The sequence below is a fragment of the Paenisporosarcina quisquiliarum genome (genome assembly GCF_027563315.1).
GTDB classification, from domain to species: Bacteria; Bacillota; Bacilli; order Bacillales_A; family Planococcaceae; genus Paenisporosarcina; species Paenisporosarcina quisquiliarum.
Window position 1 is genome coordinate 376,397 of sequence record NZ_JAMKBJ010000002.1, and the last position, 12,864, is coordinate 389,260.

At 42.2% G+C, this 12,864-nt stretch carries 10 protein-coding genes, 20 tRNA genes and 2 rRNA genes; 4 read left to right on the plus strand and 28 right to left on the minus strand.

Features of this window, described 5'->3' with window-relative positions; translation table 11 throughout:
* Positions 1-35: 35 nt before the first annotated feature.
* The 3 genes from ytzI (at position 36) to M9R32_RS04080 (ending at position 1,520) form a co-directional block, all read left to right on the plus strand.
* Complete coding sequence (gene ytzI, locus M9R32_RS04070) at positions 36-182, plus strand: YtzI protein (RefSeq protein WP_269925472.1); 147 nt, start codon at positions 36-38, stop codon at positions 180-182.
* Positions 179-409 carry a membrane protein insertion efficiency factor YidD gene (gene yidD / locus M9R32_RS04075; protein WP_269925473.1) on the plus strand — a complete coding sequence of 77 codons (231 nt, stop codon included), beginning with the start codon at positions 179-181 and terminating at the stop codon, positions 407-409. The genes ytzI and yidD overlap by 4 nt, the downstream gene beginning before the upstream one ends.
* Positions 410-527: 118 nt before the next feature.
* On the plus strand, positions 528-1,520 hold the full coding sequence (locus M9R32_RS04080; RefSeq protein ID WP_269925474.1) for a metal ABC transporter solute-binding protein, Zn/Mn family: 993 nt from the start codon (positions 528-530) through the stop codon (positions 1,518-1,520).
* A gap of 38 nt (positions 1,521-1,558) precedes the next feature.
* Here the strand turns inward: M9R32_RS04080 and menC are convergent, their stop codons facing one another.
* Genes menC through M9R32_RS04110 form a run of 6 tightly spaced genes read right to left on the minus strand, consistent with a single transcriptional unit; the run spans position 1,559 to position 8,891 of the window.
* Positions 1,559-2,671, minus strand: a complete 1,113-nt coding sequence (gene menC, locus M9R32_RS04085) for an o-succinylbenzoate synthase (RefSeq protein ID WP_269925475.1) — start codon at positions 2,669-2,671, stop codon at positions 1,559-1,561.
* Positions 2,644-4,092, minus strand: a complete 1,449-nt coding sequence (locus M9R32_RS04090) for an o-succinylbenzoate--CoA ligase (protein WP_269925476.1) — start codon at positions 4,090-4,092, stop codon at positions 2,644-2,646. Before M9R32_RS04090 ends, menC begins: the two co-directional genes overlap by 28 nt.
* A 60-nt stretch (positions 4,093-4,152) precedes the next feature.
* Positions 4,153-4,971, minus strand: coding sequence for a 1,4-dihydroxy-2-naphthoyl-CoA synthase (gene menB, locus M9R32_RS04095; protein WP_016426539.1), 819 nt, complete (start codon positions 4,969-4,971; stop codon positions 4,153-4,155).
* Between the two features lie 17 nt (positions 4,972-4,988).
* Positions 4,989-5,810 carry a 2-succinyl-6-hydroxy-2,4-cyclohexadiene-1-carboxylate synthase gene (gene menH / locus M9R32_RS04100; RefSeq protein WP_269925477.1) on the minus strand — a complete coding sequence of 274 codons (822 nt, stop codon included), beginning with the start codon at positions 5,808-5,810 and terminating at the stop codon, positions 4,989-4,991.
* Entirely contained in the window at positions 5,798-7,516 is a 1,719-nt protein-coding gene (gene menD, locus M9R32_RS04105) for a 2-succinyl-5-enolpyruvyl-6-hydroxy-3-cyclohexene-1-carboxylic-acid synthase (protein WP_269925478.1), read from the minus strand. The genes menH and menD overlap by 13 nt, the downstream gene beginning before the upstream one ends.
* The gene (locus M9R32_RS04110) at positions 7,509-8,891 is read right to left on the minus strand and encodes an isochorismate synthase (protein WP_269925479.1); all 1,383 of its coding nucleotides are present in this window, start codon (positions 8,889-8,891) and stop codon (positions 7,509-7,511) included. Before M9R32_RS04110 ends, menD begins: the two co-directional genes overlap by 8 nt.
* A gap of 174 nt (positions 8,892-9,065) precedes the next feature.
* On the opposite strand from M9R32_RS04110, the gene M9R32_RS04115 reads away from it, so the two are divergent.
* Positions 9,066-9,977 (plus strand): 1,4-dihydroxy-2-naphthoate polyprenyltransferase, encoded by a 912-nt coding sequence (locus tag M9R32_RS04115; protein ID WP_269925480.1) that lies wholly within the window; start codon positions 9,066-9,068, stop codon positions 9,975-9,977.
* A gap of 503 nt (positions 9,978-10,480) precedes the next feature.
* On the opposite strand, the gene M9R32_RS04120 is transcribed toward M9R32_RS04115, so the two are convergent.
* From M9R32_RS04120 to M9R32_RS04225, 22 genes are all read right to left on the minus strand, one after another.
* Positions 10,481-10,552, minus strand: a tRNA-Glu gene (locus M9R32_RS04120).
* A 7-nt stretch (positions 10,553-10,559) separates the two neighbouring features.
* A tRNA-Ser gene (locus M9R32_RS04125) sits at positions 10,560-10,650 on the minus strand.
* Between the two features lie 8 nt (positions 10,651-10,658).
* Positions 10,659-10,733 (minus strand) — tRNA-Asn (locus M9R32_RS04130).
* Between the two features lies 1 nt (position 10,734).
* Positions 10,735-10,811 (minus strand) — tRNA-Ile (locus tag M9R32_RS04135).
* Between the two features lie 10 nt (positions 10,812-10,821).
* Positions 10,822-10,895, minus strand: a tRNA-Gly gene (locus M9R32_RS04140).
* Between the two features lie 5 nt (positions 10,896-10,900).
* Positions 10,901-10,976: transfer RNA gene (locus M9R32_RS04145), tRNA-Phe, on the minus strand.
* Between the two features lie 66 nt (positions 10,977-11,042).
* Positions 11,043-11,118 (minus strand) — tRNA-Asp (locus M9R32_RS04150).
* Positions 11,119-11,121: 3 nt separating this feature from the next.
* A tRNA-Met gene (locus M9R32_RS04155) sits at positions 11,122-11,198 on the minus strand.
* A gap of 124 nt (positions 11,199-11,322) precedes the next feature.
* Positions 11,323-11,415, minus strand: a tRNA-Ser gene (locus M9R32_RS04160).
* Between the two features lie 12 nt (positions 11,416-11,427).
* Positions 11,428-11,504: transfer RNA gene (locus M9R32_RS04165), tRNA-Ile, on the minus strand.
* A 7-nt stretch (positions 11,505-11,511) separates the two neighbouring features.
* A tRNA-Met gene (locus tag M9R32_RS04170) sits at positions 11,512-11,585 on the minus strand.
* A gap of 18 nt (positions 11,586-11,603) precedes the next feature.
* Positions 11,604-11,679: transfer RNA gene (locus tag M9R32_RS04175), tRNA-Ala, on the minus strand.
* Positions 11,680-11,699: 20 nt separating this feature from the next.
* A tRNA-Pro gene (locus tag M9R32_RS04180) sits at positions 11,700-11,776 on the minus strand.
* Between the two features lie 11 nt (positions 11,777-11,787).
* Positions 11,788-11,864: transfer RNA gene (locus M9R32_RS04185), tRNA-Arg, on the minus strand.
* Between the two features lie 23 nt (positions 11,865-11,887).
* Positions 11,888-11,976, minus strand: a tRNA-Leu gene (locus M9R32_RS04190).
* Between the two features lie 13 nt (positions 11,977-11,989).
* A tRNA-Gly gene (locus tag M9R32_RS04195) sits at positions 11,990-12,064 on the minus strand.
* A gap of 20 nt (positions 12,065-12,084) precedes the next feature.
* Positions 12,085-12,169, minus strand: a tRNA-Leu gene (locus M9R32_RS04200).
* A gap of 15 nt (positions 12,170-12,184) precedes the next feature.
* Positions 12,185-12,260: transfer RNA gene (locus M9R32_RS04205), tRNA-Lys, on the minus strand.
* 6 nt (positions 12,261-12,266) lie between these two features.
* Positions 12,267-12,342, minus strand: a tRNA-Thr gene (locus tag M9R32_RS04210).
* Between the two features lie 19 nt (positions 12,343-12,361).
* A tRNA-Val gene (locus M9R32_RS04215) sits at positions 12,362-12,437 on the minus strand.
* Positions 12,438-12,447: 10 nt separating this feature from the next.
* Positions 12,448-12,563: ribosomal RNA gene (gene rrf, locus M9R32_RS04220) — 5S ribosomal RNA — on the minus strand.
* A 137-nt stretch (positions 12,564-12,700) separates the two neighbouring features.
* Positions 12,701-12,864 (minus strand): 23S ribosomal RNA (locus M9R32_RS04225); the annotation flags it as partial.

The window sequence follows — 12,864 nt, forward strand, 5'->3', positions numbered from 1 at the left end:
ACAATAAACATACAGAACGAAGTGGAGTGAAAAAAATGTTATTATTTATGGTCATCATCTCAGTAGTAATGGTCATCGGCATCACGATGATGTTTCTTCTTGCAACAAAAAAAGCATATAAAATTGAACATAAAATTGATCCAGTTCCGACTCAATCAGTCGAGGATCGAGAGCCCAAATGAAATTCCTGGTGATTGGGATTTTCCGTTTCTATCAGAAATTCATTTCCCCGATGACCCCACCGAGCTGCCGATTTTATCCAACATGCTCTCACTACGGAGTTGAAGCTGTTGAAAAGCATGGTGCCTTTAAAGGGATCTACTTGGCTATCAGCCGAATCCTTCGTTGCCATCCTTTTCATGAAGGTGGATATGATCCTGTTCCAGAAGAATGGCCTCCAAAGAAATGACTTTTATAAAAGTCATTTTTTTTGTGTTCTTTTTTCTTGTATTTTATTGATGTATCTTGTATGATAAGAAAGTTCTTTACACAAATCGTAATCGTTACTATTTAAAAGGGAGATACACATGAAAAAATACTTATTATATAGCTTTATTACTTTGCTTGCTTTAATTACTGTCGCTTGTGGGAAAAGCACTCCAACGACTGGGGAACCTGAAAATCCTGACGCATTAACTGTTTATACTACCGTATATCCACTTACTTATTTTACCCAACGTATCGGAGGAAATAATGTTCATGTAGAATCTGTTTATCCAGCCGGTTCTAACGAGCATACATTTGATCCGACTCAAAAAGATATGATGGATTTAGCAGATGCGGAATTATTCTTTTATGTTGGTCTTGGTCTTGAAGGTTTTGTGGACAATGCGAAAAAGACATTAGCAAATGAAGAAGTTACAATGGTCGCAACTGCCGATGAAGTGACAGACGAAGAATTAGCCATGAGTCAAGGACATGAAGATGACGGGCACGAAGAAGGACATGACGAAGGCGATGAAGAAGGCCATGAAAGTCATGACCATGGTGAAATCGATCCCCATCTTTGGATTTCGCCTCAGATCAGCATGAAGCTTGCCTCTTCAATTAAAAACTCTCTGATTGAAAAAGACCCGGAGAATGAAGCCACTTATACCAAAAACTATGAAGCGTTAATACTCGAACTTGAACAGCTTGATAAAGATTTCAAAGAAATGGCAGATGCTTCAAATAACAAAACTTTCTTTGTTTCTCATGCAGCATTTGGCTACTTGGCTCGAACATACGGACTTGAACAAGTTGCTGTTGCAGGCTTGAATTCGCAGGACGAACCGTCACAACAAGAACTCACTGAAATTGTTAAATTAGCTAAAGAAAAAAACATTACTACGATTTTATTTGAACAGAATGTCTCATCTAATTTAACAAAAGTGATTCAGAATGAGGTTGGTGCTGATGCAATGACATTGCACAACTTAGGCGTACTAACGAAAGAAGATATCGATAATAAAGAGACATACTTCACCTTAATGGAACAGAATTTAGAGACATTAAAGAAAGCATTGTCCTCTGCAAAGTAAAATAAAACCACGGAATGTTTTTCATTCCGTGGTTTTACTTATTTAAACAGCTTGTTTCGCACCTCGAACTGTTGAACAATCGATTGATTCCATTCTACCCCTACGCCTGGTGAGCTCGAGAGTCTAATACTACCTTCACAAATATCGATGAGGGGAAACGCCAGATCATCTTCCCAAAAATGTGACGATGAACTGAAATCCCCTGGGAATGTAACACCTGGCAAAGAAGCAAAAGCCAAATTGAATGCTTTTGATACACCGAATTCAATCATTCCCCCTACCCAAATCGGTACCTCTGCTTGAATACACTGATTATGAATTCGGAGTGCTGCTGATAGACCACCTACTCTGCCCTGCTTCATCACAATTATTTTGCCTGACTTACGTTCAATCATATCTAGAGCATCTTCATAACTCGCAATACTTTCATCCAAGGCAAAAGGCGTTTTCATTGTCTTTTGAGCTTCTGCAGAAATTCGATTAATCTGTTCCGAAAAAGGTTGTTCAATCAAAGCAAAACCACAATCGTCGAATGCGCGTAATTGATTAATTGTACTTTCTGTAAATGCCCCATTTGCATCGGCGAAAAATAATGTTTGTGGGTATTTTGCGATTATGGACTTCATGTCTTTAGGATTGGTGTTTTGAGAAATTTTGATTTTAATTCGTTTATATCCTTTTTCTACAGCGGCATCTATTTCTTCCTTCATTTCAAAATCAGTGGCAGCAGCAACTACGACACCGGCTTCGATTGTTTCTTTTATTCCACCGATTACTTGCCAAAGAGGTTTATTTAATTTCTTAGTATATAGATCCCAAAATGCATGATTGACGGCCGCTTTTGCCATATGGTTGCCTTTGATTGCGTTTAGAGCCGATTCCAGATGATCTGGATGTGAGAAGGATTGATTCAACATGGATGGAATGATCCATTTTTCTAGTGTGTTCCATGCAGTATCCACCGTTTCTTCGGTGTACCATGGAGAAGCAAAGGCTACACATTCGCCAACACCAATTATGCCATCAGTATCCGTCACTTCAAGAAGGATACTCTCTCTTTCTTTCACTTTCTGTAAGTGAGTATTAAAAGGATGTTTTAAAGGCACTTTCACGTGATGTAACGTTACGCTTTTGATTCGGATGTCAACCACGCTCTCAGCTCTCTTCTCAGTAATTTATTCGATGCATTTCTTGGCATAACTTTTACATGATACAATACTTTTGGCATTTTATAAGCTGCCAATTTATCTTGCAAAAACGCCTGCAATGATTCCAATGAAAGTGCCTCATCACCGACAATAAATGCTGCCGGTACTTGCCCCCACTTCTCGTCACTCATTCCGCAGACACCCGCTTCACGTATCATGGGATGCTGAAGAATGGCATTTTCCACTTCTGCCGGATAAATGTTTTCTCCACCTGAAATAATTAAGTCAGAGCGACGATCGACGACGTATAAATATCCTTCGTCATCAAAATAACCAATATCGCCAGTATGTAGCCATCCATTTACCTGTGATGCTGTGGAAGCATTTCTACCGATATACCCAGGGGTTACATGGCCACCACGGATGCAAATCTCCCCTTCTTCAAAAGGGTTTGTTGCTTGATCGATTTTAATAAAACTCAAATACAATGGCTTCCCAGAAGAACCAAGCTTTCTTACTGCATCTTCAGGGGCAAGTGTTGCCGTTTGTGAAGATGTTTCGGTCATCCCGTAGGTTTGCAGAATGGGAATACCACGAGCAATAGCTCTTTCTAAGTAGTTACTCGGAACAGGACCACCACCAACAAGCATCGTCAGCAAACGAGGCGATACACTAACGTCTCGATCCTCTAATTCGCGTAAAATCCGTTCTAACATAACAGAGACAACAGACATACGAGTGACCTCTCCATTTACTAGGTCGTCCACCACTTGACTCAGATCGAATTTTGAATACAATCTCACTTCCATTCCATATAGGACGGAGCGAATGAAGATAGATAATCCACTAATGTGAAAAACAGGCATGGTGCATAACCACACATCATCTGACTGAACCCCCATATTGAAGGCGGAGGCAGTCGCATTGGTTGTGTGGTTTTGAACCGTTTGACGAACACCTTTTGGATTACCTGTTGTTCCGGATGTATACATTATGGACATGGTACGTTCAAGCGGCCATTCGTCTTCTATTTCGAACTTGACGGAAGTTTTCTCCTTCAATACGTTCATGGTAACTGGTGAATGGATAGCCACTCTTTCTTCATAACCACCATCCACTAACAGTAAAGTCGGTTGAGCATCGTCAATTTGATAGGAAAGCTCTCCATCAGATAGTCTTTCATTTAATAACACAACCTCACAACCTAATTGCCAACAAGCATGAATCGTCACAATTAACGCTGGTTTAGATGGTGATAAAATGGCGATACGATCCCCATTCTCGACGCCAAAAGTTTTCAATGAGCCTGCTACTTCTAAAACTTCATCAAAGAGCTGTTGAAAAGTCCATGATTGTTGTCCAAATGTTAAAGCTTTACGATTCGGCGTCATTTTGACACGTTGTGCTAACCAATTAGGATACATTAATTTCAGCCACCTTTAGAAAAAGCTGTCCTCATAAAGGACAGCTTGAAAATTGTTATATCAAGGGAAACGTGGGAATTGACCGAAATCAGGTTTACGTTTTTCCTTAAAGGCATCGCGGCCTTCTTTTGCTTCATCAGTCGTGTAGTAAAGAAGTGTTGCATCTCCAGCCATTTGTTGAAGACCTGCTAAACCATCAGTATCTGCATTCATTGCCGCTTTCAGGAAACGAAGAGCTGTCGGTGACATAGAAAGCATTTCTTCACACCATTGAACCGTTTCATCTTCCAATTGTGCGTAAGGAACTACTGTGTTGACTAATCCCATATCTAATGCCGCTTGTGCGTCATATTGACGGCATAGGTACCAAATTTCACGCGCTTTTTTATGACCGATAATACGAGCTAAATAACCAGAACCGTAACCTGCATCAAACGATCCAACTTTTGGTCCTGTTTGTCCAAATATTGCGTTGTCTGCAGCGATTGTTAAATCACAAACTACATGTAGAACGTGTCCGCCACCGATCGCATAGCCTGCTACCATTGCAACAACAGGTTTAGGGATAACGCGAATCAAACGCTGTAAATCCAAAACGTTCAAACGAGGGATTTCATCTTCCCCAACATAACCACCATGTCCACGGACTGATTGGTCTCCACCTGAACAGAAAGCTTTTTCGCCTTCACCTGTTAATACGATAACGCCGACTTTTGAATCATCTCTCGCATAAGTAAAAGCATCCAATAATTCTTTAACTGTTTTAGGTCGGAAAGCATTTCTTACTTCCGGACGGTTAATTGTGATTTTCGCAATCCCGTTGTATGTTTCATACTTAATATCTTCATATGTACGTTCTGATACCCATTGACGTGTCATACTCTTCCTCCTCAAAATTATACTAATACTTGCTCCATTATTATTGTAGCAAACTGAACGGGATTTTCCACATGAATTGCATGACCCGCTTCTGAAACTTCTAGATGCTGACTGTTTCGAATCTGTTTTGTCATTTGCTTTCCAATATTCTTGAATTTTACATCAAGTTCACCCGTGATTATTGTGACAGGGATTTTCAACTCATTCAATCGGGACCAGTAAGAAGGTTGCCGACCGGTACCCATTCCTTTCAAACTATTTCCCAATCCAGTAGCAGTCTGTTGCATTCGCTCTTCTCTAATGGCTTGAAGCTTTATCTCATCTAATTTTTTCTGAGATTGAAATAACGGTATGTCCTGCCAAAAATCAATGAAGGATGAAAGACCTTCTCTTTCCAGCCTCATCGCTAATTGATTATCTGCAGCTATTCTGGCAAGTCGTTCAGCTTCTATATCTAGTCCTGGCGACGCACTTTCCAATACCAACTTTCGAAGATATTCAGGATAAGTAAGTGCATAAGCAAGCGCAACTCGTCCCCCCATTGAATAGCCCACGAGTGAAAAACTAGTTATGTTGAGAGTTTGGATAAGCGCATGCAGATCCTTCAGTTGTTCCCTCATTTCATACCGTTTGAAGTCTTTAGGGGATTCGGTGTTTCCATGACCTAATAAGTCAACCGTAATACAGCGTACAGTTTCAGGAAATTGCTCAATAATTGGACGCCATGTTTTCGTGCTGCCAGTAAATCCATGCAAAAAAATTATGGTTTCCAAAGCATCTTTGTTCGTAATTGAATAACTGACATTCACACCTCGGACTGTTGAAACTAGTTGTTCCATTTCCGGTCCAACTCCTCTATAATCCCGTTCCATAGTTGACGGTGTGCCAAAACGTTTTGTTGGCGATCCGTCTTCACTTCAATGATTCGCAAATCTCTTTGTTTTGCGGTTGTTAAAGCTTTTATGAAATCATCTTTTGACTCAACTGCAAAGTATTCTGCTTCGTACATCGTCGCTATTGAATCGAACGACAATCCGGTTGGTGTACCGAACAGTTTTTCAAAGTAAATTTCTTCAGATGACTGAGGCAAATATGAGAAAATGCCCCCTCCATCATTATTCATCACGACAATGGTGAGATCCGTCTCATGGAAACGTGAAACCAATAAACCATTGCTGTCGTGAAGGAACGAGATGTCCCCGATTAATAACGTGGCAGGTCGTTTTCTCGCCTGCTGAATGCCAAGTGCAGTTGAAACAACACCATCAATTCCATTTGTTCCGCGGTTAGCATAAATCGCAATGTCTTTACTTGTTTGATTAAAGAAAGTATCGACATCCCGAATTGGCATACTGCTACCTGAAATGAGGTCACTCCCATCGGGCAAATAATGGAATAGCACTCCGGCTAGTGCGCCTTCGTCGTGTTGCTCTTGAATATATTCCTCGACATGAGTTGTTGCAATTTTATTTGCCTCTGTCCAATTGATAAGAGCTTCGTTTTCATGAATGTTACTTAGCTCTTTCCAAAACACTTGCGCCACGGAATGGACATGGTGCGTCACCATCCCTAACGAGTCCCTGAACATTGGATCTTCATCGACTGCAATATAAATTTCAGGCTGAACTTCTTTTAGATATAGTGAGAGTGGCTTAGAAACTGGTTGAGCACCAAAACGAATTACTACATCTGGAATAACGGTCTGTTTAAAGTGTTCACTTTTCAGAAGGGCATCGTATTGATCGATAAGCAAGTGTAAGCAATCTTCCGGGACACCTGTCCGAAGTTGAGAAAGCGAATCTGCCAGTACAGGCCATTGAATGGATTTGGCAAAAGACCAGAAATCACTTTTAGGCGTATCTGCAGACAGTTCCCCAACGATGAGAAGTCCCTTTTTAGCGAGAGTAATCGATTTTTTAACAAAGTCGATTGTAGGCTGTGACGCAACAATCGTCCCTGATGTCGATTCTATGAAAGTGGAAGGTTCAGGTTGAAAGTCAAAATCCAGTAACAAAGGTTCTCGGAAAGGAATGTTAATATGAACAGGCCCCATTGGTGCCGCCTTAGCATGTGTAATGGCTCTCGCAGTATGACGAACAATAAATGGAATCGTTTCTTTATGTTCGTCTGCTAACGGAAAGTCGACACTCCATTTGACGTGTTTTCCGTACAGTTGAACTTGGTCGATGGCTTGAGGAGCTCCCACTTCCCTAAGTTCATGTGGACGATCTGCTGTTAACACAATTAAAGGTATTCTTGCATAGCTTGCTTCCACAATAGAAGGAAAATAGTTAGCAGCTGCCGTTCCAGAAGTACATAGCAAAAGCACTGGACTTCGATTAGCTTTGGCCATTCCTAAAGCAAAAAAACCAGCAGAGCGTTCATCAATTTGCATATATGTGTTGAATTCTTTAGTTTGACTAAATGCATAGGCAAGAGGCGTGGAGCGGGAACCTGGACTGATTACGATATCTTGAACGCCAGCTCGAAGAAAGGTTTGGACGATAGCGTGTACATATTCAGTTAAATTTGTACGGTTATCCATTTAATTTACCTCCAAGCGTGCGTAACATCGGCCTGAATTTCACTAAAGTCTCGGCATATTCAGAAGTCGGATCCGAATCCGCAACAATGCCCCCACCAGCATATAAATACGCATTCGTTTTGTTCAATAACGCAGAGCGTATAGCAACAGCAAATTCACCGTTTCCTTCAGCATCAATCCATCCCACAGGTGCGGCATAGTATCCGCGGTTCATTTGCTCGACCATCCTAATAATGGCCATGGCATCGCTTCTTGGTTCTCCCCCAAGAGCTGGGGTTGGGTGTAAATCTTTCACCAGTTGCAACAGTCCATGACCTTTTTGCAACTTCCCTTCCACTGGTGTATATAAATGCTGAATGTCTCTAATTTTCATCAGCTTAGGGTATTTTGGAACTTTTACGTCTTCACAATATTGATTAAAAACTTCCGTTATCATATCTACCACATACTGATGTTCTTCTCTGTTTTTTGAATCCTGCAACAGTTCAATGCCTAATTGCTGATCTTCGATTGCAGTTTGTCCCCTTTTGACAGAACCAGCTAAACAAGTAGACAGTGCACGTCGATTTTCTACTTTTACCAAGCGTTCCGGCGTTGCTCCAAAAAACAAATTATCTGCAAGCTCTAACCCAAACAGAAAACTTTCTGGTTGCTCTTTAGACATATGATACATGGCTGATGGTGAACTTACTTCTTCTGCAAAAGTCAGTTCCAATGAACGGGCAATGACAACCTTTTGAGCTTCACCCGCATGAATTAATTTCGTAACATGTGAAACCGCATCTAAATACAATTCCTTGAAACGCTCATCCATTTGAGTTAATTGCGGTTTTGCATAAGGTTTTAATTCTTTGACCTGTGCTGCATGAATCAGGTCATCCCGTTCTCCACGCAAGCGATCAAATTGAATTTGTGAATCTTTATCACTCGTTATTAAGTGGATACTAATGAATACTCTGTCGTCACGTATAACGAGTTGAAAAGAAGGCACAGCAAAGTACGCCGAAGGGAACATATCCCACTCGGAAGACAACTTGTTCGCTGGGTCAAAAGAAAACCCGCCAAACAATATCGGTTGTAAATCATGTTCTTCATTCACGATTTTAGAGCACAGTTCATTCCACTGTTGATCCACTTCAGCGAAGCGATTTTCTTCTGTGGTACTAGTGATGACATGAGCATGTCCAAGTCCGACCAATGTAAATGTTTTTTCACGGTTTTGCCAATAAAATCTTTGACCTTTATATGACTCTCCTGCTTCAAAGAAAGCAACAGAGGATAATCCATTTACTTCAATTGTTTCTGTATAAAAATGTACGGCCGAAGACTGATCTTCGACTACATATCCTGTGGATGTAAATGACTTTCGTTTCATCCAGTTTCCCTCCGTAATTAGGACTTCATAAACATATGAGGACCCTTTAATATCCTACCTTCTATCATACCTCTTTATTGACGATTCAGCACCCGTAAAGCAAACAATCTACACAGAATTAAGTGGATGAAGTACAATGAGAGAGGTGAAAAAAGAAGAAGGAGCGGAAACTATATGTCACACGATTTAAAAGCTGATAGTGGCTGGCGTATTTGGTGGCAATTAACACGGCCTCACACGTTAACTGCATCATTTGTTCCTGTATTTTTAGGTACAATGATTGCCATTTCCTATACAGATATACACTGGCCATTATTCTTTGCAATGCTGTTTGCAAGCATGCTGATCCAGGCAGCTACAAATATGTTCAATGAGTACTATGACTTTGCAAGAGGATTGGATAATGAGAAGTCTGTTGGGATTGGTGGGGCTATCGTAAGAAATGGCGTCCAACCAAAAACAGTTATGCAGCTCGCTTTATTGCTCTATGCAATCTCGATTATTCTAGGGATATACATATGTATTGAAACCACTTGGCTATTAGCAATCGTAGGTGCAGTATCAATGGCGATTGGCTACTTCTACACTGGCGGTCCCTACCCAATTGCTTATACACCTTTTGGTGAATTATTTTCTGGTTTATTTATGGGAATGCTGATTGTATTAATCGCATTCTATATCCAAACAGGAGAAATTACGTCCATTGCTCTGTTATTGTCTATTCCAAGTATGTTACTTGTCGCAGCAATTATGCTTTCTAATAATATTCGTGATTTAGTGGAAGATAAAGCAGGCGGACGCAAAACAATGGCTTTACTAATTGGCCGCAAACGCGCCATCAATGTATTGCTTGGATTGTTTATCTCTTCATATTTATGGATTCTTGCATTGGTTGTCATAGGAGAAATCACTCCATGGGCACTATTAGTTATTTTGAGCATTAAAAAACCGATTCATGCCATTCAGACATTTAAAGCTCATGAAGACCCGCTCAAAGTGGGCCCCGCAATGAAAGATACAGCACTTACAAATACGATCTTCGGTTTCCTTCTCGGAATCGGTTTGCTGATCGGATATATCTTATAGAATAGAACAAACCGCATGTGCCTGGAAATCGGCAATGCGGTTTTTTTATGTATTTATAATATAGAGAAGTTTTCAAGTAGGCTCGCAGGTGTTCGGTCGAAACCCCAATTCAATCATTAATTTCACAGAAACACCTACCAAACGACCGTATTAGAGTCAGGGTGAGTATTATTATTTCAAATTCTAATAAATGTGGCCTCTCTCCTTGTTCGACAGCATTCTTGCGTATCACTTATTTTGAGAATGTGCTGTTTTTCAGACGTCAACCACGTTTTTTCAGACGTGATGCTTCATTTTTCAGACGTCGACTCTCATTTTTCAGACGTGAATGCCTAAAAGTCAGACTGAGCTCCCACAAATCAAATAACAGCAAGAAAGCCTACAGCTTGATAGCTGCAGGCTCAAATTTATCTTTAGTCAATTATGAGTAGACATAATATCCTATAATTCGACATTTCTCCATAAAAAAACACGCTATCCCGAAGATAGCGCATCTTTTTAAATGACCCCTACGGGATTCGAACCCGTGTTACCGCCGTGAAAGGGCGGTGTCTTAACCGCTTGACCAAGGGGCCTTATATCTGGCGGAGAAGGAGGGATTTGAACCCTCGCGCCGGTTGCCCGACCTACACCCTTAGCAGGGGCGCCTCTTCAGCCACTTGAGTACTTCCCCAGAAATAATGGCTCCGAAGGTAGGACTCGAACCTACGACCAATCGATTAACAGTCGATTGCTCTACCACTGAGCTACTTCGGAATGGTGGGCCTAAATGGACTCGAACCATCGACCTCACGCTTATCAGGCGTGCGCTCTAACCAGCTGAGCTATAGGCCCACATAAAAAATGGAGCGGGTGAAGAGAATCGAACTCTCATCATCAGCTTGGAAGGCTGAGGTTTTACCACTAAACTACACCCGCAAATATGGTGGCTCAGGACGGAATCGAACCGCCGACACAAGGATTTTCAGTCCTTTGCTCTACCGACTGAGCTACTGAGCCACAATTGAATTGTACTAAGCTGCGAATCTCTTTGCTTAACCCAATTCTTAATACTTCAAGAAAAAATGGCGGTCCCGACGGGAATCGAACCCGCGATCTCCTGCGTGACAGGCAGGCATGTTAACCGCTACACCACGGGACCATTTGGTTGCGGGGGCAGGATTTGAACCTGCGACCTTTGGGTTATGAGCCCAACGAGCTACCGTGCTGCTCCACCCCGCGATAATATTATTGTTATAAACATAATTGCTTCAACACTTATTTGTGTTATGAACACCTGCATTTAGCGAGTTAATATGTATGTTTATATTTGCTAATCTTACTTACACCACACACTTAGTAAAAATGGAGGAGGTAGAGGGATTCGAACCCCCGCGGGATTTGACTCCCCTGTCGGTTTTCAAGACCGATCCCTTCAGCCAAACTTGGGTATACCTCCGCGATATATAAGTGGTGGACCTTGCAGGACTCGAACCTGCGACCGGACGGTTATGAGCCGTCTGCTCTAACCAACTGAGCTAAAGGTCCTAAAAAATGGCGGCAGAGGGGATCGAACCCCCGACCTCACGGGTATGAACCGTACGCTCTAGCCAGCTGAGCTACGCCGCCAGGATCTTTATAAAATGTTGGTGGAGCCTAGCGGGATCGAACCGCTGACCTCCTGCGTGCAAGGCAGGCGCTCTCCCAGCTGAGCTAAGGCCCCATAAAAGGGATGAAATAAACTGGTCGGGAAGACAGGATTCGAACCTGCGACCCCTTGGTCCCAAACCAAGTGCTCTACCAAGCTGAGCTACTTCCCGAGTCAAAAATATGGCGCGCCCGAGAGGACTCGAACCTCTAACCGCTTGATTCGTAGTCAAGTACTCTATCCAATTGAGCTACGGGCGCTAAATATAATGTTTTATGAAAGATGGTGCCGAGGACCGGAATCGAACCGGTACGGTAGTCACCTACCGCAGGATTTTAAGTCCTGTGCGTCTGCCAGTTCCGCCACCCCGGCATTAAAGAAGTTATGGAGCGGAAGACGAGGTTCGAACTCGCGACCCCCACCTTGGCAAGGTGGTGTTCTACCACTGAACTACTTCCGCTTATATAACATTGTGAAAAATGGTGCGGGTGAAGGGAGTCGAACCCCCACGCCTTGCGGCGCTAGATCCTAAGTCTAGTGCGTCTGCCAGTTCCGCCACACCCGCAACTTAGTAAGAAAATGGTGAGCCATGTAGGATTCGAACCTACGACCCTCTGATTAAAAGTCAGATGCTCTACCAACTGAGCTAATGGCTCTAACAATGGTGCCGGCGAAAGGAGTCGAACCCTCGACCTACTGATTACAAGTCAGTTGCTCTACCAACTGAGCTACACCGGCACGGTGTTAAAAAGAATAATGGTGGAGGATGACGGGCTCGAACCGCCGACCCTCTGCTTGTAAGGCAGATGCTCTCCCAGCTGAGCTAATCCTCCGGAATAAATCGCCCAGCGACGTCCTACTCTCACAGGGGGAAACCCCCAACTACCATCGGCGCTAAAGAGCTTAACTTCCGTGTTCGGTATGGGAACGGGTGTGACCTCTTTGCCATTATCACTGGACTGGGTATTCTTTTTTCAGACAAGATTTATTATAACAAGTCTGACGAGATTTACAAGTGTTTTTTATTTTTTTAAAAAAACATTTTTGTTCACTCAAAACTGGATAAACGGGTCATTGAAAACCATTCAAATTCATTTTGGTTAAGTCCTCGATCGATTAGTATTCGTCAGCTACACACGTCACCGCGCTTCCACCTCGAACCTATCTACCTCATCGTCTTTGAGGGATCTTACTTACTTGCGTAATGGGAAATCTCATCTTGAGGGGGGCTTCATGCTTAGATGCTTTCAGCACTTATCC